Genomic DNA, 19,474 nt, shown 5'->3' on the forward strand with positions numbered 1-19,474 from the left:
AACCTATATCAATTTTTCAGAATGAGAAGCGCGATGATTGCAGCGCAATCAGATTTCACCCACACGCCCCAATGGCAAATGTCTGATTTTACGACCTTCAGCGGAATGACACCGTCCCGGTGGTGATTCTCTTTTTCAGATATCCTTCTTTGAAAAATAGAATTTTTCAAATGAAACTTTTCTTCATACGGTCTTCTGACAAGAAAGAAGGCATTGCGCTGCATTGCACAAAATGCGGGCAGAACAGGGAAGAAAAGTGGCACTCGAGATCGTGGACATCAATTGTGATCTGGGCGAGGCGTTCGGCCGTTGGCATGTCGGCGATACCGACGATGCCGCCCTGATGGGACTCATCAGTTCAGCCAACATTGCAGCCGGTTTCCATGGTGGTGATCCGAACCTTATGGATCACACGGTGCGCCTCGCGGTCGAACATGGCGTCGGCGTCGGAGCCCATCCCGGCTACCATGACCTCCAGGGCTTCGGCCGGAGAAAGATCAACGGCACGGCCCGCGAACTCGTCAACGACATCGTCTACCAGGTGGGCGCATTGCGTGAGTTTGCCCGCCGCCACGGCACCAACCTGCAGCATGTGAAGCCGCACGGCGCGCTCTACATGGAGATGGCGGTCAACCCGGAGCTCGCACAGCTCTTCGTCACCTACATGCGCACCGTTGCGCCGAACGCCTACGTCTTCTGCATGGCCGGGTCCGCGACGGAGAAGGCCGCGATCGAGGCCGGCCATCCCGTTGTCCGCGAGTTCTACGCCGACCGTGACTACGACGAGAGCGGCTCCATCGTCTTCACCCGCGATGCGGGACGTCCCGACCCCGCAGCGATCGCCCGCAAGGTGGTGCGCGCCTGCACCGAGGGCCGCGTGACGGCCGTCACCGGCAAGGACATTGCGGTCCCCTTCGAGAGCATCTGCTTCCATTCCGACACGCTGGGCGCCCTCGATATCGTCCGCCACATGCGCGAAGCCCTGATCGCCGCGGGCATCCGCATCGCCCCCATTTCAGAAATCGTCAGATAACGGGAGACCACGATGAGCAAGCTCGAAATCAAATCGCCCCTGCCGGGAACCTTCTACCGCCGGTCGTCTCCCGACGCCGCACCCTACAAGCAGGATGGAGAGAGCGTGGCAGCCGGCGACGTCCTCGGCCTTATCGAAGTGATGAAGACCTTCCACGAAGTCCGCGCCGACGCGAGCGGAAGCTCGATCACCTTCGTTGCCGACGACAACGAGCCGATCATGGCCGGCCAGGTCATTGCCGAGGTCGAAGCATGAGCATTTCCTCGATCCTCGTCGCCAACCGGGGCGAGATCGCCGTCCGGATCATCCGCGCCGCCCAGGCGCTCGGGATCAGGACCGTGCAGGTCCATTCCGCTGCAGACCGCGACATGCTGGCGGTGAAGCTCGCCGACCAGGCAGTCGAAATCGGACCGCCGTCCGCGGCGAAGTCCTACCTCAACATTGAGGCCGTGCTGAAGGCCGCACGCGAAACCGGCGTTGACGCCGTTCATCCCGGCTATGGCTTCCTCTCGGAGAACGCCGCCTTCGCGAAGGCCGTCGAAGACGCCGGCCTGATCTTCATCGGGCCGCGCCATGATGCGATCAGCCTGCTCGGCGACAAGGTCGAGGCGCGCAAGGTCGCAAGCCGCGCCGGCGTCCCGACCGTGCCCGGCTCCAACGGCCGGATCGACGATATCGCCGCCGCACGCGAAATCGTCGAGGAGATCGGCTTTCCGGTGATGATCAAGGCAGCGGCTGGCGGTGGTGGCCGCGGCATCCGCATCGCCGAAAGCATGGAGGATTTCGAACGGCACTTCCCGCAGGCCTCGACCGAGGCACTCGCCGCCTTCGGCGATGGTGGCCTCTATGTCGAGAAGGTGATCACCCGCGCCCGTCATGTCGAGGTCCAGATCCTCGGCGACGGCCGGAACGCGATCCATTGTTTCGAGCGCGAGTGCTCGCTCCAGCGACGCCGCCAGAAGGTCTGGGAAGAGGCCCCCTCCTTCCGCCTGCCGGAGAGCGTCCGCAAGGCCCTCTGCGAAAGTGCCGTCGCGCTGGCCCGCGAGGTCGGCTATCGCGGGGCGGGTACCGTCGAATACCTCTATGACGACGAAACGGGCGCGTTCTACTTCATCGAAGTCAACACCCGCATCCAGGTCGAGCATCCGGTGACCGAGATGATCACCGGCATCGACCTGGTGCAGGAAATGATCCGCATCGCCGGCGGCGCGGAGCTCTCGATCCGTCAGGAAGATGTCGCGATCCGCGGCCACGCGATCGAGTGCCGGATCAACGCCGAGGACCCCATGCGCGGATTTCTGCCCGGTCCCGGCCTGGTCGAGGCGCTCGGCGTTCCGGAAGGCGACGGCGTCCGTTTCGACACCATGCTCTACGACGGCTACCAGGTCCCGCCCTTCTACGATTCCCTGCTCGGCAAGCTGATCGTCTGGGGTGAGAGCCGCGACCACTGCCTCGACCGGCTCGGAGAGGCCCTCGACAATTTCGAGATCCGCGGGCTCGCAACGACCATTCCTCTCCACAAGGCGCTGGCATCCGATCCGTCGGTGGCCGCCGGTGACGTCCACACCCGCTTCCTCGAACCGTGGCTGGAGACGGAGTTCAAGGCCTTTGTCGCATCCAAGGAGGTTGCCTGATGCCCATGCGCTATACGTTCGGAGGTGACGAACACCTCTTCGTCGAATGCTCCGAGGACATGTCGCTCGAGGCCTTCTTCAACTCGCTGTCGATGACGACGGGCATCAAGCAGGCGAAGATCAAGGGCGTGACCGAAATCTGCCCGGCAAACGCCTCCTTCCAGATCAAGTTCGACCCCGACGTCATCCATCCGAACGACATCCTGAAGGAAGTCCAGGCGATCGAGGCGGCGGCTGCGAAGTCGGAGCCGGTGATCACCACCCGCATCATCGAGATTCCGGTCTTCTACAACGACCCGTGGACGCACGAGACGCTGATGCGTTTCCGCGAACGCCATCAGGATCCGGCGAGCACCGACCTCGAATACGCTGCCCGCATTAACGACTACGGCTCGGTCGACGATTTCATCGCAGCCCATTCCGGTTCGCCCTGGTTCGTATCGATGGTCGGCTTCGTTTCGGGCCTGCCCTTCATGTACCAGATGGTCGAGCGCCAAAGGCAGATCGAGGTGCCGAAATACCTGCGGCCCCGCACCGATACGCCGAAGCTCACCGTCGGCCATGGCGGCTGTTTCGGCTGCATCTATTCGGTGCGTGGCGCCGGCGGCTACCAGATGTTCGGCATCACCCCGATGCCGATCTACGATCCGACCCAGACGACGTCCTACCTCAAGGACTTCATGGTCTTCTTCCGCCCCGGCGACATCGTCAAGTTCAAGCCGGTCGACCGCGACGGCTACGACCAGGCGGTGGAAGACGTCGACAAGGGACGCTTTGCCCCGCCGATCCGCGAGGTGAAGTTCGACCTCAGGGAATTCCAAAAAGACATCGACGGCTACAACGCGAAGCTGGAGGGCATTCTCCATGGCCATTAAGGTTCAACATCCAGGTCTCGCCACCACCGTCCAGGATCTCGGCCGGCCCGGCTATTTCCATCTCGGCATCCCGCTCGGCGGCGCCATGGACCGCCTTGCACTCAAGGCCGCCAACCTTCTCGTCGGCAACGAGGAAGGGGCTGCCGGCCTCGAGGCGGTCTTCGTCGGACCGAAGCTCGAATTCACCGAAGATGCGATGGTCGCCGTGACCGGAGCCGAGATGCCGATCAGGGTCGACGGCGAGGAGAAGCCGGGCTGGACCGCCTTCAAGGTCAAGGCCGGCCAGGTGCTCTCCTTCGATTTCCTGAAGACGGGCGCACGCATCTATATTGCCATCTCCGGCGGCATCGACGTGCCGCTCGCTCTCGGCTCCCGCTCGACCTACGCGATCGGGGCACTCGGCGGCTTCAAGGGCCGGCCGATCGCCGCCGGCGACGAACTGCCGGTCGGTGCCGCGGGCGCGGCCGTCGACGGCAAGTCGATCCCGGAAACGCTCCGTCGTCGTCCCGGCATGCCGGCCGAGCTGCGGGTCCTGCCGGGTCTCTACTGGCACCGCATCACGGAGGAGTCGGGGAAGAACTTCTTCGAAGACACCTGGAAGGTGGCGCCGGAAGCCGACCGCATGGGCTACCGCTTCCGTGGCGGACGCAAGCTCGATTTCGTCCCGCGCACGCCGCCGTTCGGCGCCGGCTCCGATCCGTCGAACATCGTCGACAGCTGCTATCCCTACGGCTCCATCCAGGTGCCGGGTGGCACCGAGCCGATCATCCTGCACCGTGATGCCGTCTCCGGCGGCGGCTATTTCATGCTCGGCACCGTGATCTCCGCCGACATGGACCTGATCGGTCAGCTTCAGCCGCATACGCCGACCCGCTTCGTGAAGGTCGACATGGAAACCGCGCTCTCCGCACGAAAGGAGCGAGCCGCCCTGATCAACCAGATCCGCAATCTCTTCTGACCCGCAGCAACCAACTCGAAAAAAGGGGAACAACCATGAAAAACAGAATTGCACTCACACTGGCGAGTTCCGCGCTCGCCCTGACGCTGGCGACGCCGGCGCTGGCGGAAGCCTGGTATCCCTATCCGGCGCAGGCCGTCGAACCGCCGTTCGCAGCCGACGGCAAGGCCGTCGACATGTCCTATTCGCCGCTCGAAAAGGCGGAAAAGCCCTGGAACATCTGCGTCTCGTTCCCGCACATGAAGGATGCCTACTGGCTCGGCGTCGACTACGGCGTCGCCGAAGAGGCGAAGGACCTCGGCGTCAAGATGAACCTTGTCGAGGCGGGCGGCTATACCGAGCTCTCCAAGCAGATCAGCCAGATCGAGGACTGCGTCGCCGGCGGAGCCCAGGCCGTCGTCATCGGCGCCATCTCCTTTGACGGCCTCAACAACCTCGTCAGCGAGATCAAGAAGAAGAACATTCCGGTGATCGACGTCATCAACGGCATTTCTTCGACCGACATCACCGCCAAGTCGCTCGTTTCCTTCTACACCATGGGGTACGAGACCGGCACCTACCTCGCCAAGAAGCATCCCGCCGGCTCGGAAGAGGTGAAGGTCGGGTGGTTCCCAGGCCCGGCCGGCGCCGGCTGGGTCGAGGCCGCCAACAAGGGCTTCCTCGAAGCGATCAAGGGTTCGGCCGTCAAGGCTCTCGAGCCGAAATACGGAGACACCGGCAAGGAAGCTCAGCTGAAGCTGGTCGAGGACGTGCTGCAGGCCGAGCCGGACATCCGCTATATCGCCGGCACGGCGGTGACGGCGGAAGCCGCCCAGGGGCTCATCCGCGAGCGCGGCCTGAAGGGCAAGGTCGACCTTCTCGCCTTCTACATGACGCCCGGTGTCTACGAAGGCATCAAGCGGGGCTTCATTCTCGCCGCCCCGGCGGATTCGATGGTCGTCCAGGGCCGTATCGCCATCGACCAGGCAGTGCGTGCGCTGGAAGGCAAGGAGTTCGTCAAGCACGTCGGGCCGAAGATCTTCGTCGTCGATCCGTCCAACGTCAAGACGGTGCCGCAGACCAACATTCTGCCCCCGGACGGCTACAAGCCGGTCTTCTCGGTCAATTGATCGCGCGCAGGTTCCGGCGTCTTGTGGGCGCCGGAACCTCTCCCGACAGCAATGATTGGACTGATACGAAAATGACTTCGCGGCCACCGCTGGTGGAAATGACCGGCATTGCCAAATCCTATCCCGGCGTGCGGGCGCTCGATGGCGTCGACTTCACGCTGCAAGCCGGCGAAGTGCACGTCCTCTTCGGCGAGAACGGCGCCGGCAAATCGACGCTGATCTCCATCCTCGCCGGAGTCACCACTCCGACCGAAGGCGTGGTCCGGATCGACGGCGAGGAGAAGCACTTCCATTCGGTCAATGATGCGCGTGCTGCCGGCATCGGCGCCGTGTTCCAGGAATTTTCGCTGGTGCCGACGATGACGGTCGCCGAGAACATCTTCCTCGGCCAGGAACCGCGAAAGATGGGCCTCGTCCAGCACCGGCGCATGTATGCCGAGGCGCATGTCCTCTTCACCGGCCTCGGCTTTCCGATCGACGTCCGCCGATCCGTGATTTCACTGTCGCGCGCCGAACAGCAGATGGTCGAGATCGCCAAGGCACTGCATCAGCAAGCCCGCATCCTCATCCTGGACGAGCCGACCGCCTCGCTCACCGAGCGAGAGACGCAGAAGCTCTTCGAGTTCATCGACCGTGCCAAGGGGCGCGGCGTCGGCATCGTCTACATTTCCCACCGCATTCAGGAATTCAAGGCAATCGCCGACCGCATTACCGTGCTGCGTGACGGTCGCCTGATCGGTACGATCAGCGCCGAGAACCTGTCGGAAAAGGCTCTCGTCGAAATGATGACAGGCCGCAAGATCGACGAAATCTACCCACACATCACGCGCAGCCCGCAACCGGAACCTGTCCTGACCATTCGCGGACTGAGGGCCTGGGGCGTTGACGGCGTCGACATCGACGTCCGCCGCGGCGAGGTTCTCGGCGTTGCAGGCCTCGTCGGCTCCGGAAAATCGCGCACCTTCCGCGCCGTCATGGGCCTGCTGCCGACGGCGGACGGTACGGTCACGCTGATGGGATGCGACAAAACCGGTGCGACAACGCCCGAAATGATGCAAAGCGGCGTCTTCTTTCTTCCCTCCGACCGAAAGGAGGAGGGGCTCCTGCTCGGGGCAAGTGCACGCGCCAACATCGCGCTTTCCATTCTCGACCGGCGCGACACGCGCAATGCGCTCGGCCTCGTCTCGCCCGCAGCGCTGCGCCGCCAGTCGAGCGAGATCGGACGCAAGGTTGATCTCAGCGAGGCATTCCTCGAGCGCGGCACCTCGAAACTCTCAGGCGGCAACCAGCAGAAGATCCTCTTCGGCAAGAGCTTCGGCAGGGACTACGACGTCTACATCTTCGACGAGCCGACCGTCGGCGTCGACATGGGCACCCGCGCCGCCCTCTACCGCATCATCAAGTCCATTGCCGAGGCCGGCAAGGCGGTCGTGGTGATCTCCTCCGACCTGCCGGAGGCCATGCACCTCGCCCACCGGCTGATCGTCTTCCGCAACGGCCGCATCTCGGCCGAGCTGGAAGGCGAGGCCATCCAGGAACAGGCAGTCCTCGGCGCCTTCTTCGATCAGGAAAGAAAATCGGCATGACCAGCAAGCTCGAAACCGCGTCGGTCTCGGACGCCAAGCAGACCCTCTCCCCGACGGCGGCACTGAAAGCCGTCTTCGTCAGGCTCGGTGCCCTGCCCTTCTTCCTGATCGCGGCGCTGATCCTCTTTTCTCTCGCGTCCCGGCAATTTCTGACCCTCGACAACCTGACGAACGTTGCCCGCCAATCGGTCTATCTCGTCCTCGTCTCGCTGGGTCAGATGGTGGTTCTGGTGACGGGCGGCTTCGACCTTGCGGTCGGCACCTCGATCGCGCTCACCTCGGTCGTCTCGGCTTCGGTCATGGTGTATTTTGCAGCCCAGTTTCCCGACATGGTCTGGCTCGTCATCGTCCTCGGCGTGTCGGCGGGCTTCCTCGCGGCTCTGGCACTCGGCATGCTGAACGGCATCGGCATCGCACAGTTCGGAGTCTCACCCTTCATCATGACGCTGGGCGTGCAATCCGTCGGTGCCGGCATCGCGCTCTTCCTGACCGGCGGCGTGCCGATCGGCAATCTCCCCTTCGAATTCGGGGATTTCTTCGGTTTCGGTCGCGTGCTCGGCATACCCGTCCCGGTCCTGATCGCCGTCGTCGCCATCGCGGTCATGTGGGTCCTCATGAACCGGACACGCAGCGGCGCCCGCATCTACGCGATCGGCGGCAACATCAAGGCGGCCAATCTCTCCGGCATCAACACGAAGCAGACACTCTTTCTCGCCTATATCCTCTGCGCGCTCCTGGCATCCGTCGCGGGCGTTCTGCTCACCGCGCGGGTCGAAAGCGGCGAGACCAATCTCGGCGGCACGATCGCGCTCGAATCGATTGCGGCCTGCGTCATCGCCGGCGTCTCGCTGCGTGGCGGCATCGGTCGGGTGGAAAGCGTGGTGCTCGGGGCCTTCTTCATCGTGCTCGTCCAGAACGGCATGAACCTGATGCAGATCGGCTCCTACATGCAGATGGTGCTCCTCGGCTCGCTGCTGATCCTCGCCGTCGTCATCGACCAGTTCCGCTACCGCATGCTCGTCGGGAACCGGTGAGAGCAGCGCCACCCTGCTATAGTTGTTGTACGTTGCCGCCACAGAGGATCGTCGCCACGGATCGCTCCTCGAGCCTTTCCCGGTGTTCCAGTGCGGCGGCCACGCCCGCCGCGCCGGCAGGCTCGACGACGAGGCCGTAATGCTGCCGGCAGAAGCGCATCGCCGACCGGATCGTGTCCTCGCCGACCGGCCACACATCGTCCACTGTGGTCGTCATCGATTCGAGCGCATAGGGGACCGGTTCACGCACGGCGATGCCGTCGGCGATCGTCGGCGCCGACGGGGTGGCGAAGCAGGTGCCGCGCTGCCAGGAAAGAAGCATCGCCGGGGCTTCCGCGGCGACGACGCCGATCACGCGACAGGAGGGCATTCTGGCCTTGATCCACGTGCCTACACCCGTCAGCAGTGCGCCGTTGCCGAGGGGCACGAGGATGGCGTCGAGCGAAATGCCCCGTTCCTCGGCCTGCCGCGTGATCTCGAGTGCGATCGTGCCTGCACCCTCGGCAATAGCCGCATGGGCCCCGTCCTCGACGAAGGCATACCCCTTCTCGGCAGAGAAGCGGCGCGCCTCGACCTTCGCGGCATCAAAATCCTCGCCGTGGAGGAGCACCTCGGCGCCGAGCCCGCGCATCGCGGCGATCTTCAGCGGGTTGGCATTTGTCGCCGCGAAGATGATCGCCTTGCGTCCCCGCTTGGCAGCCGCATGGGCGAGCCCCTGGCCGAAGTTTCCGGCAGAGGCCGTCACGAGCGGCACGTCGGTGGAAGGCATCGTCTGGAGAAGCCAATCGGTTCCGCGCCCCTTGAAGGCGCGGATCGGGTTCAGCGTTTCCACCTTGGCGTGAAGCGCGAACCGGAGTTCGGCATCGGCCGCGGCATGCCGGACGAGCGGCGTGTCGAGAAAGAGCGGATCGATCGCATCATAGGCAGAGAGGATACCGTCGATGCTGGGAAGATGTTGCAAATCAGTCATGGGGGCAGCATAGCTGTCGGAGACGGGAAAATTCATCAAATGAAGTCGTAGAAATGGATAGTTTACCCAGAAGGCGTGCAGGTTCGAACGGATCACCCGAAAATGTCACCGCCGTCGACCGGGAAATCCTGGCGATCCTGCAGGAGGATGCCCGCGCGACCATCGAGGACATCGCGGCCCGCACCGGTCTTTCGCCGTCCTCGGCGCAGCGGCGTCTGCAGCGGTTGCGAGAGCAGAAAGTCATTCTTGGTGACGTTTCGATCATCGACCCGAAGAAGGTGGGGCTCGGCGTCACCCTGCTCGTCGAGCTCGAACTCGAGCGGGACAGGCCGGAGCTGATGGTCAACCTGCATCAGTGGATCGCGAAGACGCCGGAGGTCCAGGAAGCCTGGTGCATCACCGGCCGCGGCGACTACACGCTTGTCGTCGTCTGTGGATCGATCGACGATTTCGACACGCTCGCCGAGCGGCTGGTGAACGAGAACCCGAATGTCCGCAAGTTCACCACCCATGTCGTCCTGAAGACCTTGAAGCGCGGGCTCGCCGTTCCGTTGAAGTGACGAAGGCTTACACGACGCGCGGCGTCTCCCCGGCCAGAACCGTCCGGAACACCTCGGCATCCACATTGGCGCCGCTGAGGATGATGCCGACCCTCCTGCCGCGCATGGCGTTGCGCTCCTGGAGAAGGGCCGCGAGCGACGCGGCGCCCGCCCCCTCGGCGACGTTGTGGGTGGTGCGATAGAGGACGCGCATCGCGTCGGCCACTTCGTCGTCGGTGACGGCGACGATGCGGGACGCGCCCCTCGCGTAGATTGCAAAGGCATCCTCCACGGGCACGCGAACGGCCATGCCGTCGGCGAATGTCCGCGCCGTTTCCGTCTCGATCAGCCGTCCCGCCTCGAAGGAAAGCTTCGCGGCGGGCGCGGGCGCGGAGACCACGCCGATGACCTCGGTCTCGAGGCCGAGCGCATCGCGCGCGGCGATGACGCCGCAGATGCCGGAACCGCAGCCGATCGGCACATAAACCGCATCGAGGTCGGGCACCGCCGTGAAGAACTCCAAAGCGTAGGTCGCGACACCACGGACGATTTCTTCATGGAAAGGCGGCACAAGGAAGAAGCCGGTCTCGGCGGCGAGGCGCCGCGCTTCGATTCGCGCCTCGTCGAAATCCTCTCCGAACTCGATGACCTCACCACCCCAGGCACGCATGGCAGCATTCTTTTCAACGGAATTGCCGCGCGGGACGACGATCCGCGCTTCGAGGCCGCATGCCCTTGCGGCGCGTGCCTGGCTCTGACCGTGATTACCGCGCGTCGCAGTGACGATCCCTCGGGTCTCCGGCAATGCGCGGCAGAGCCAGTCCATGAAGGTAATACCGCCGCGAACCTTGAACGCGCCTGCCGGCGTGTGGTTTTCGTGCTTCACCCAGACGGTCGCCCCGACCTCGCCTGAAAGCTGCGGCCACACATATTGCGGCGTGGGCAGCATATGCCGATAGACAAGCGCGGCCGCCTCTTCGATGTCCTTGCGGGTAAACTGCTTCATGCCTCGCTCCGTCTTATGTTGCTGGTCACGAAACTGGCATGCCAAGATGCGTGACGCTTTCAGATTCCTGACGTAAAAGGTCGTCTGAACCTGGTCCGAAGAGTGGATGAGCGTATGGGAGGAACCGTGGCTTTGAAGCCTGAGCCAACGCGGCGGGTAACGGTCGGACGCTGGACGGCGGAGCTGCTGCCGCGCCAAGCTTACGAAGCCCGCTACACGGCGGAACGCGCTCTGCTCGGCTTTGCCTTCGACAGTCAGGAGGGCGTGCATGCCTATGCCGGCGATCGCATCCGGCCGTTTCGCGCGACACCGAATGGTCTTGCCTATGTGCCGGAGGGCTGCGACGTCTACTCACGGTCGCCTGCGGGCGGAGAGTACCTCGCCGTGACGGGCTTCGATCTCGACGGAGCCGGCGGTTTTCCCTTCAGCGACCGCATGGATCCACCTGCTATTGCGGCCGCGCACGGGACAAGGCGCTTGCTACTTGCCTTCCCCGCCGCCGACCTGCTGCATTTCGAAGCTCTTATGGGCTTCCTCATCGAGCGCCTCCATGTGCAGATACGTGGTCGCCAAGCCCCGGCGGACAGTGCACGATGGATGACTGCGCAGCGTCTGCGGCGGGTCGACGAGATCATCGAGGCCCGTCTCGACCTAACGCTGACGGTGCAGGATCTCGCTGACGAACTCGGCCTTTCCGCCGGATTCTTTTCCCGGGCCTTCAGGCAAGCGACCGGCCGCTCACCTCATGCCTATATTCTTGATCGAAAGATCGCGCGGGCCCGGGCGCTGATTGCCGCCGGGGCGGAGGACCTGAGCGCGGTTGCACTGGCGGCCGGCTTTTCCTCCCATGCGCACTTCACGACCGTGTTTCGACAGAAGCTGGGCGTCAGCCCGAGTGTCCTGCGCGCAAACCTCGTCACGCCTCATCCCTCGCTGGTCTCATAACCGGCAAAACGCGACCGCCCTGCAGCACGAACGGACAAGGTCCGGCTACTAAGACACACCTCGACCACGAAGAGCGTGATTCGGGTCAAAGGCAGTACCATCGTCAGCGGCATCGATAGCGCTCAAGAAGCCATCCCTGCCGCCATTCGCATCCATCCAGTGCAGCACACGACACACCGCATCTGCATTACAGCATTGAATCCTTGCCGGCTTTGGAAGTCCATTCAAAGGGCGTGGTGGGCAACGGTCTCTCGGAGTCACGCACACATGGTTCCGAAGCGGTCGGTGCGGACCTCATATATCGCTGGTCGGCGGAAACGAGAACAGCGATCCCTTCGTCGAACCAGGCGGGAAACGCGCCGGTGAGCCGCGCCCATAAACCGACCCTGCGATGCAATTCGACATGCAGACGCGCCTGAACGGTACGGTCGTCCAGGATGCTACTTTCGATCAGATGATCTTCGACGTAGCCCGACAGATCGAATACTGCTCGACGTTTACGCGACTGGAGGTCGGTGATGTCATTGCTACGGGGACACCGGGGGGCGTCGGAGCGAAACGCAACCCACCTCTCTGGATGAAGCCGGGGGATGTCGTCGAGGTCGAAATCGAAAAGCTGGGCGTCCTAAGAAACCCGATCGCAGACGAAGAGTGACAGCCTGATGTGGCAGGCGCGAGGTCCCGACCTTCTGCCGCACGTTCTGTCGCAGGCGACGGCTTTGAGAATTCCGGCCAATGCTATGGGGCCATTCTGTTCGACTCCGAGACTGGCCGGATACTCTATGTAGAAGCGACAACCGTCACGAACCGGCCGGCTGAAGCTGTTCCTTGAGGCGCGGAAAGGCCAGGTGGCTGGTCAGGGCCGCCGCCGCCGCACAAACCGCGATCATCGCGATCATCGGAGTCGCGGTACCGTCCTCGAAGACACCGAGCAGCAGGCTGGCCAGCGCGCCCGCGCCGAAGCCGAGCGCACCCATCAGAGCCGCCGCGACGCCGGAGATCGCGCCGTGACCCTCGAGGCTCAGCACGTTGCAGGTCGGCATGATGCCGCCAAGCGACGAGATCATGAGGAACAGCAGGATCGAGGTCGGAACGACGCCGCCGGCGCCGGCAAGCTGGATCGCCAGCAACAGGATCGCGGCGGCGGCATAGATGCCGGTCGAGGCACGAGCGATCGCCCGCAGGCCGAAACGGGAGACCTGCCGCGTGGCGATTTGCGCCCCTGCTCCAAGACCGAGGGCGTTCAGGCTGAAGACGAGCGAGTAGGCCATGGGTGACAGGCCATAGAGATCGATGAAAATGAACGAAGACCCGGCAATATAGGCAAAGAAGCCGCCCTGGGCGAGCGCGAGCGTGCCGGCGTAGGGAATGAAATCCCGGCGCAGCACGAGATGCACATACCATTTCAAGGCGTCGCCCGGCCTGCTCGTCTCCCGCAGCTCGCGCATGCGGGTTTCCGGGAGCATGGTCCAGGCGACCACGGCGGCCAACAGGCCGAAACATGCCAGCACCATGAAGATAAGCCGCCAGGACCCGACGCCCAGCAGCATGCTGCCGACAAGCGGCGCCACGATCGGCGCGACGCCGTTGATGAGCACCACGACCGACATCAGCCTGGCGGCCTGCACTCCGGTGTAGAGATCGCGGATCACGGCCGCCGCCATCACCATGCCGATCGAACCGCCGATACCCTGCAGCAAGCGCCATGCCAGCAATTGCCGGACATCGCCCGCGAAGATGCAGCCGATCGACGCGACGACGAAGATCGCCAGCGCCAGATAGATCATCGGCTTGCGGCCCGTCCGGTCCGAGATCGGGCCGTAGAACAATTGCCCGACGGTAAAGCCCAGGAAAAAGGCCATGACACTCATCTGGACGCCCGCCGCCGAGCCGTTCAGCGAGGTGGCGATGTCAGGCATTGCGCCGAGATACATGTCAGTTGCCATTGGCCCGACACCGCACATCAGGCCGAGAGCGATGCCAATCCGGGATGCGCCTTTTTCCATGGGGTATTCCTTTGTCGCCAAGTGAGGTATAGAAACGATATCGTTTCCTAAATTTAATTGGAAACGCATTCGTTTCCAAATGTCAACAGGGAATTGCTGCGCCATGTCGAATTCCGTCGCTTCTCCCGGCCGACCGCCGGTTCTGGATGAAACCAAGCGTCGGGAGTTGATCCTGCAGGCGGCAGAGGAGGTCTTCGCCTCCCTCGGCTATGGCGACGCCACCATGGAAGAGATTGCGCGCGCCTGCGGCATGGCCAAGAAATCGGTCTACAAGCTGTTTCCCGACAAGCCGGCGCTGTTCCGCGCCTTGATCCAGAGCCACGATCCCGTCGATGCCTGGGTGGCGAGCCCCGACGAGGCGGCTGATCCGCGCGACAGGCTGCGCAAGCTGCTGATCGGCCTCGCCGCCTTCATCCTTTCGCCGCGCCAGCTGGCGCTGACGCGCCTCGTCATCTCGGAAGCACGCAAGTCGCCAGATCTGGCCGATCTCTTCTACCGCGAATGCATGGACAGGGCACAAACGCTTATGGTCGAGCGGCTCCAGCCGACAAACCTGCTCTCCGACGCCGCCGACATGGAGCGGAAGAAACTGCTCGTGGACGTATTCCTGGGCGCCATTCTCGGGCAGTTGCATCTCCAGGCGCTCATTCTCGATATGGATCAGGACACGCTCATGCGGCAGCTCCAAATTCGCATCGACGTCGCACTTGCGGCCCTGTGCCCTCCGGCCACGTAAGGGCAGGCTCGACTTCACGGGTTGCGCAGGGCCGCCGCCACTTCCCCGAAACAAACCGCGCGCCCGGGGCCGATCGGGCGCGCGTCCAGAAGCGGGAAGATGCGATCGGCGTCCGCCCGCGCTACCAGATCTTTCGAATGAAGCTGAGCTGCAGATAGTCGCCGTCGAAAGCGCTGCGGCTGTAGACGTCGGTCAGATATTTCAGCGTCACGGTGGTGCGATGCTCGGAGAAATCGACCGCCAGGATAGGACCGAGCCGGATGGATTTATGCCTCTGCCCGTCAGTCGCCGGCACAGCCGGCGAACCTTCGTCGTCCTCGATCTGCCAGCGGATGTTCCCGGTCAATCCGAACTGGAAGCGATTGTAGCACCGAGCCCGTCAAAAGAAGCAGCCCACCGACTGCGGTGAACCCGGCGAAGAAGGCCATCGCGGCAACCATACCACCGCCAAGCGTGGAGACGGCGGCAACCCAGAGCGGGCAGACGAACTGGCCGATGAAGAACATCGACGTCCAAATGCCCGAGGCCCGGCCACGATAGCCGCCCGGCAGCTTGCTCATGGTGAAGGCGAGCACGAGCGGCAGCGAGATCCCGCACCCGACATTGTTGACGAACCATGCCGATAATGCCGCCGGTCAGCGACGACTGCGTATAGAGAATGGCAAAGCCAGCGGCCTGCATGATCATCGCGCCGACGGAGTGCTTGGACTGGAAGCGGAAGAACGTCGCCCCGGCCACCACGCCGAGCGAGCCGATCGCACTCGCCCGTTCGCGCGGCTTCTCCGCTGTGATCCTCGCTCGATGCTGGCGCGCTGATGCATTGTCGAAGCTCGCCTGCGGCTCTCCGCGTGCAGCCTCCCTCTCACCTCTCGGAGGGGCCATGCCCCTCCGAGAGGTGCTCGAGCCTAAAACTTGGTGGCAAAGTTGACCCAGACAGCGTCACCTTGAGCTCGATTCTCCGCGAGAACGTCGTGCTGCCAGGAGGCGCTGAGCTGCAAACCCGGATTGAAAGAATAGGTTAGCGACGGACCGATGGCAAAACCTTTGCCGCGATGTCCGTCTGCGGCAACCGCCGGGCCGTCGTCATCCGAGAGCTGCTCGAGATAGTAGCCCACAGCGCCAATGCGCCACTTGTCGAAGTTCCAGCCGACCGCGTAATCCAGGACGAATTCCGTACCGGACGTGTAGTTGGTTTCGGTATTTTCCGTGTTGAAGATCAGGCGGGCCGTGGCGCCGAGTTCCAGGCCCTGCGGATCCGAATAGTGGTAGCCGACGGTCGGCTGAACGGACCAGTGGTTGGTGCCGATATTGGCGATCTCGGAGACGTCGTACTTGCCGGTTGGCATTGCCACGTCGACACCCACGACGAACGTGTTGTTGCGATCCGGGTGCCAGGCGAGTCCCACGGAGGTGGTGATGTCGGCGAGGCCGAGCGTGGTGTCCTGGCCGAATGGCAGCGACATGTCGAGATGAACGACCGGAACGACGAGTTGTCCCCAGAGCTGGGCGCCGCCGATTTCGATGTCACTCACGTAGAGGAAGCGGAAGGTTTCCGCCAGCGCCTTGACCTCGAAGTCGATCGGCACCTTGTCGCCGTTCGAGTCGTTGGTCCGGTCGGCGGTGAAATAGTTGGTCTGGGAAAGAAAATAGAGACCGGGGTAGGGTGGAATGCCCGCAGCGAAGAATTGCGGTGAACCCGGCGAATACTGCGTGTTGCCGTTCTCGGCAGCCTGCGCCTGACAGAGCGTCGTTGCCGATAGCGCCGCGGCAAGCCCGAATTTCCTGAATTTCATTATCCATCCTCCTCACATGAACAACGACAACGATACCCGCGCGAAGAGGCTCCGGGTCGCAAACGCGCGCACGACGTCATCCTCGCGGTAAGCGAGTCTGGTCATCCAGATTGTCTGCTGTCCTTCCCCCTCGGCGGCCTCCTCGCCACCGGTGCATCGAGATTCTCTAGGGAAACCCGATACCACCCGAAATCCGGACTAAGCCGGCACTTGACGAATGTAAAATGGTCATTGGCAATACGAGCTATTCGCAGAATAAATACCCGGCTCAGGCATATTCATCATGTCGCAAGATCTATGCCTTCGACCTCGCCACTCTCAGCAATCGCGCGGACCGTCTCGTGGATCTGCTCGCGGATCCACGAGAGGGCCGGATCGCGTGTCCGATAACTGTGCCACTGAAGCGACTGCTGCAGCGCGGGCAGCGGAAACGGCGGCTCCACGATCTTGACACCGCCGAGCTTCACCAAGACCTGCGCCAGACTCCGCTGGACCAGCCCGACCCGCCGGCTGCCCCGAACGAGCAAGGGCAGCGACGAGAAGAAATAGGTGGTTACCTCGATCCTGAGCTTGATACCGACGCGATCGAAGGCCCGCTGGGCGAAGCTTTCCCCGCCATTGGGCGGTTGCATCACGACATGGCCGGCGGACAGAAAGTCGGCCTGCGACATCACGCCGGAGGAGAACGGCCCGTCCGCATCGACGACGCAGCAAAGCCGGTCCTCAAGCAGCGTCTCCATCGGATGATTGGTGGAACAGAATACGGTGGGCGCGATCAGCAGGTCGGCCTCACCACGTTCCAGCAGAAGGTGCGGATAGTTCTGTTGCGGCTTGAATTGGATCTGGATGGCGGGCGCCAGTTTCTCCAGGCGCTGGAGAAACGCCGGCATGATCGTTAGGACGGTGTAGTCCGACACGATGAAGCTGAAGCTCCGGTTCGATTCCTCAGGTGAGAACGACGGGGTTGAAACGACCGCGGCCTCGATCCGGACGATGATGTCGCGCACCGGCTGTTCGAGCGATGCGGCCAATGGCGACAATTCCATGGATCGCCCGACCTGGATGAGAAGCGGATCGTCGAAATAGTCCCGCAGCCGCCCGAGCGCATTGCTCATCGCCGACTGTGTGATGAACATTTCCTCGGCCGCACGGCTGACGTTGCGGATACGGATCAGCGTATCGAGCGCGGCCAGCAGGTTCAGATCGAGGTTCTTGAACCGCATGAGTGTCCTCCCAGATATTCACAGCGTAAATATAAATCATTCATCAAAGCAATTTTGTAAACAGATTGATTTTCGTTAAGTCTCGCCTCGGGAGGAGATGATGTCATGTGGCCGGTTGAGCCATGCCGTCAGCCCAATCTCCTCCCGATGAAATCTGCGCCGCTCGCGGCGACCTCGAGGAGACCTAATGTTCAAGTATTTTCCGACCAACTACGTCTGGAACCTCTCGGTCAATCTGTCGATCGAGATGGGCGCCCGGATGGGAGAGATCGAGGAAATGTGCGCCCCGCTGCAGGACGCAGCCAAGGCGCCGGATGCGGCCGGAACGCAGGCGTTCCGCGAAACATGGATTCATATGGCGGACAAGCTGGTTTCCCTTGCGGACGAGGACGAAGCCAAGGGTCGGCTGATTTCGGCCGGCGACAAGCTGATCCGCGCCGGGAACTACATGCTGACCGCCGAGCGCCTGCTGGCACATGGTTCGGAAGGTCGCGTGGCTCTCTACGAGCGCTTTCTTGCCACCTTCGAGAAAGGTCTGGCGCTGTCCGGCTCGCCCTGTCGCCGGGTGGACATCCCCTACGAGGGAACGCATCTTTCGGCGCTCTACGTGCCCGCCGAAGGCGTCGAGGGCCCCGCACCGCTGCTGGTCCAGGTCAACGGCCTCGACAGCACCAAGGAGATGAAATTCCTCGTCGGCCTGCCGGGCTGGCTCGCCAAGCGGGGCGTGGCCTCGCTGATCGTAGACCAGCCGGGTACCGGCGAAGCGCTTCGCCTGCAGGGGCTCACCGCCCGCTTCGACAGCGAGCACTGGGCCAGCCGCGTCGTCGATTGGCTGGAGGGCCGGCCGGACGTTGACCCCAGGCGCATCGGCATGGAAGGCGTGTCGCTCGGCGGCTACTACTGTCCGCGTGCGGTCGCCTTCGAACCGCGGTTTGCCTGCGGTGTTGTCTGGGGTGCCAACCACGACTGGCGCGACGTGCAGAAGAAGCGCCTTGCCCGCGAGGGCAACTTCCCGGTCCCCCACTACTGGAGCCACGTCATGTGGGTCTGGGGCGCCAAGGACATGGACGAATTCATGCAGATCGCCGAAAACGTTCATCTGAACGGCATCCTCGACCGGATCCGCGTGCCCTTCCTCGTGACCCATGGCGAGAAGGACAGCCAGATCCCCCTTCAGTGGGCGCATGCCACCTACGATCAGCTGGTCAACAGCCCGAGGCGCGAACTGAAGATCTTCGATGAACGCACCGGCGGCGTGCAGCATTCGAGCTTCGACAATTCCGCCAATGCCGGCGCCTATATCGCCGACTGGGTCGCGGAAACCCTCGGCGGACGCACGGTCGCGGAGCAAGCAGCATGACGATCAAGACAATGATCTGCGGACGGCGGCGTCTCGGGCAGACGCTTGGCGAAAACCGTGCGCACATGAAGGACCATCACGGCAGGCTGGTGCTGGACTATATCGCCCGCGAACCGTCCCAGGCGCCGCGTCGCTACGTTCAGAACCATATCTTCGACGGCATTTATTTCGGCGGTGACGGGCAGCCCAAGGCCCTCTCGCTCGGCCTGGATTTTGTCACCGAGGTCTGGTTTCCGGACATGGCGGCGGCGAATTCCTCGCGCGAGACGCCCTTTTATCTCGAGCAGCTGCAGCCGGACGAACCCAAGATGGTGGATGAAACCTCCGTACTCGGCCTTCCGGTCACCGAAGAGCTGATCCTGCCGCCGGGCCCTCGGGACGGCGCCGTGAAAGTCTTCCTGTTCTGGTTCAACAATGCACCGGACGTGAAAACAGTGCCCGATGCCGCCAATGGCGCGGATTTCGGCCTCTTCGGCCAGTGTCGCAACCTGCCGCTGTTTCCGGGGCCGGTCGAGGCCGTCGACGAATTCTGGCTGCCGGACGAGGCCGCCGGGCTTGCCTTCGCGCAGGCCTGCCGCGACGCCGCCCCGGCGTTCGCTCCCTCCGACACACGTTACTGCCTGGCGATTGCCCGCGAACATGTTCTCCACGCAGGCTGATCAAGACT

The 19,474-nt window shown here is 63.2% G+C and carries 20 protein-coding genes and 2 pseudogenes; 15 read left to right on the forward strand and 7 right to left on the reverse strand.

The genetic code is table 11. From position 1 onward, the window contains the following. Positions 1-8: 8 nt before the first annotated feature. Positions 9-263: a hypothetical protein gene (locus DFR48_RS21955; protein WP_170141853.1), complete on the reverse strand. Its 255-nt coding sequence runs from the start codon at positions 261-263 to the stop codon at positions 9-11. Here DFR48_RS21955 and DFR48_RS12200 point away from each other — a divergent pair. The 8 genes from DFR48_RS12200 to DFR48_RS12235 all read left to right on the forward strand — a co-directional run bounded on the left by DFR48_RS12200 (position 233) and on the right by DFR48_RS12235 (position 8,229). Continuing rightward, the gene (locus DFR48_RS12200; protein WP_114363426.1) at positions 233-1,033 is read left to right on the forward strand and encodes a 5-oxoprolinase subunit PxpA; all 801 of its coding nucleotides are present in this window, start codon (positions 233-235) and stop codon (positions 1,031-1,033) included. The genes DFR48_RS21955 and DFR48_RS12200 overlap by 31 nt on opposite strands. 12 nt (positions 1,034-1,045) lie before the next feature. Further along, a complete protein-coding gene (locus DFR48_RS12205; protein WP_114363427.1) occupies positions 1,046-1,288 on the forward strand; it encodes an acetyl-CoA carboxylase in 243 nt (80 codons plus the stop codon). Continuing rightward, complete coding sequence (locus DFR48_RS12210; RefSeq protein ID WP_114363428.1) at positions 1,285-2,667, forward strand: acetyl-CoA carboxylase biotin carboxylase subunit; 1,383 nt, start codon at positions 1,285-1,287, stop codon at positions 2,665-2,667. Before DFR48_RS12205 ends, DFR48_RS12210 begins: the two co-directional genes overlap by 4 nt. After that, positions 2,667-3,542, forward strand: a complete 876-nt coding sequence (locus DFR48_RS12215; protein ID WP_114363429.1) for a 5-oxoprolinase subunit B family protein — start codon at positions 2,667-2,669, stop codon at positions 3,540-3,542. The genes DFR48_RS12210 and DFR48_RS12215 overlap by 1 nt, the downstream gene beginning before the upstream one ends. Continuing rightward, entirely contained in the window at positions 3,532-4,500 is a 969-nt protein-coding gene (locus DFR48_RS12220; protein WP_114363430.1) for a 5-oxoprolinase subunit C family protein, read from the forward strand. Before DFR48_RS12215 ends, DFR48_RS12220 begins: the two co-directional genes overlap by 11 nt. A 35-nt stretch (positions 4,501-4,535) precedes the next feature. After that, on the forward strand, positions 4,536-5,609 hold the full coding sequence (torT, locus tag DFR48_RS12225; RefSeq protein ID WP_114363431.1) for a TMAO reductase system periplasmic protein TorT: 1,074 nt from the start codon (positions 4,536-4,538) through the stop codon (positions 5,607-5,609). A gap of 71 nt (positions 5,610-5,680) precedes the next feature. Next, the gene (locus DFR48_RS12230) at positions 5,681-7,195 is read left to right on the forward strand and encodes a sugar ABC transporter ATP-binding protein (protein WP_114363432.1); all 1,515 of its coding nucleotides are present in this window, start codon (positions 5,681-5,683) and stop codon (positions 7,193-7,195) included. Next, entirely contained in the window at positions 7,192-8,229 is a 1,038-nt protein-coding gene (locus DFR48_RS12235) for an ABC transporter permease (protein WP_114363433.1), read from the forward strand. The genes DFR48_RS12230 and DFR48_RS12235 overlap by 4 nt, the downstream gene beginning before the upstream one ends. 16 nt (positions 8,230-8,245) lie before the next feature. On the opposite strand, the gene DFR48_RS12240 is transcribed toward DFR48_RS12235, so the two are convergent. After that, entirely contained in the window at positions 8,246-9,199 is a 954-nt protein-coding gene (locus DFR48_RS12240) for a threonine ammonia-lyase (protein WP_114363565.1), read from the reverse strand. 53 nt (positions 9,200-9,252) lie between these two features. Between DFR48_RS12240 and DFR48_RS12245 the strand changes: the two genes are divergently transcribed. Continuing rightward, positions 9,253-9,759 (forward strand): Lrp/AsnC family transcriptional regulator, encoded by a 507-nt coding sequence (locus tag DFR48_RS12245; protein ID WP_114363434.1) that lies wholly within the window; start codon positions 9,253-9,255, stop codon positions 9,757-9,759. A gap of 7 nt (positions 9,760-9,766) precedes the next feature. Here DFR48_RS12245 and DFR48_RS12250 read toward each other — a convergent pair whose 3' ends face one another. Beyond that, entirely contained in the window at positions 9,767-10,744 is a 978-nt protein-coding gene (locus tag DFR48_RS12250) for a threonine dehydratase (protein WP_114363435.1), read from the reverse strand. A gap of 132 nt (positions 10,745-10,876) precedes the next feature. Here DFR48_RS12250 and DFR48_RS12255 point away from each other — a divergent pair, with 132 nt between their 5' ends. Further along, complete coding sequence (locus DFR48_RS12255; RefSeq protein WP_210205987.1) at positions 10,877-11,689, forward strand: helix-turn-helix transcriptional regulator; 813 nt, start codon at positions 10,877-10,879, stop codon at positions 11,687-11,689. Between the two features lie 403 nt (positions 11,690-12,092). Next, positions 12,093-12,344: pseudogene (locus tag DFR48_RS12260) on the forward strand (fumarylacetoacetate hydrolase family protein); the annotation flags it as partial. A 145-nt stretch (positions 12,345-12,489) separates the two neighbouring features. On the opposite strand, the gene DFR48_RS12265 reads toward DFR48_RS12260, so the two are convergent. Beyond that, a complete protein-coding gene (locus tag DFR48_RS12265) occupies positions 12,490-13,695 on the reverse strand; it encodes a multidrug effflux MFS transporter (protein WP_114363437.1) in 1,206 nt (401 codons plus the stop codon). Positions 13,696-13,798: 103 nt separating this feature from the next. On the opposite strand from DFR48_RS12265, the gene DFR48_RS12270 reads away from it, so the two are divergent. Then, positions 13,799-14,431 carry a TetR/AcrR family transcriptional regulator gene (locus DFR48_RS12270; RefSeq protein ID WP_170141860.1) on the forward strand — a complete coding sequence of 211 codons (633 nt, stop codon included), beginning with the start codon at positions 13,799-13,801 and terminating at the stop codon, positions 14,429-14,431. Between the two features lie 121 nt (positions 14,432-14,552). Here the strand turns inward: DFR48_RS12270 and DFR48_RS12275 are convergent. Continuing rightward, positions 14,553-14,780: pseudogene (locus tag DFR48_RS12275) on the reverse strand (transporter); the annotation flags it as partial. A gap of 209 nt (positions 14,781-14,989) precedes the next feature. Here DFR48_RS12275 and DFR48_RS21780 point away from each other — a divergent pair. Further along, complete coding sequence (locus DFR48_RS21780) at positions 14,990-15,247, forward strand: hypothetical protein (protein ID WP_147273535.1); 258 nt, start codon at positions 14,990-14,992, stop codon at positions 15,245-15,247. An 89-nt stretch (positions 15,248-15,336) separates the two neighbouring features. Here DFR48_RS21780 and DFR48_RS12285 read toward each other — a convergent pair whose 3' ends face one another. Then, positions 15,337-16,224 carry a SphA family protein gene (locus tag DFR48_RS12285; protein WP_114363441.1) on the reverse strand — a complete coding sequence of 296 codons (888 nt, stop codon included), beginning with the start codon at positions 16,222-16,224 and terminating at the stop codon, positions 15,337-15,339. Between the two features lie 281 nt (positions 16,225-16,505). Next, positions 16,506-17,447, reverse strand: coding sequence for a LysR family transcriptional regulator (locus DFR48_RS12290; RefSeq protein WP_114363442.1), 942 nt, complete (start codon positions 17,445-17,447; stop codon positions 16,506-16,508). Between the two features lie 187 nt (positions 17,448-17,634). Between DFR48_RS12290 and DFR48_RS12295 the strand changes: the two genes are divergently transcribed. Both DFR48_RS12295 and DFR48_RS12300 read left to right on the forward strand, forming a co-directional pair. Continuing rightward, positions 17,635-18,807 (forward strand): alpha/beta hydrolase family protein, encoded by a 1,173-nt coding sequence (locus DFR48_RS12295; RefSeq protein ID WP_114363443.1) that lies wholly within the window; start codon positions 17,635-17,637, stop codon positions 18,805-18,807. Next, positions 18,804-19,466, forward strand: a complete 663-nt coding sequence (locus DFR48_RS12300) for an EthD domain-containing protein (RefSeq protein WP_114363444.1) — start codon at positions 18,804-18,806, stop codon at positions 19,464-19,466. Before DFR48_RS12295 ends, DFR48_RS12300 begins: the two co-directional genes overlap by 4 nt. Positions 19,467-19,474: the final 8 nt, after the last annotated feature.

This window comes from Ciceribacter lividus, assembly GCF_003337715.1.
Taxonomy (GTDB): domain Bacteria; phylum Pseudomonadota; class Alphaproteobacteria; order Rhizobiales; family Rhizobiaceae; genus Allorhizobium; species Allorhizobium lividum.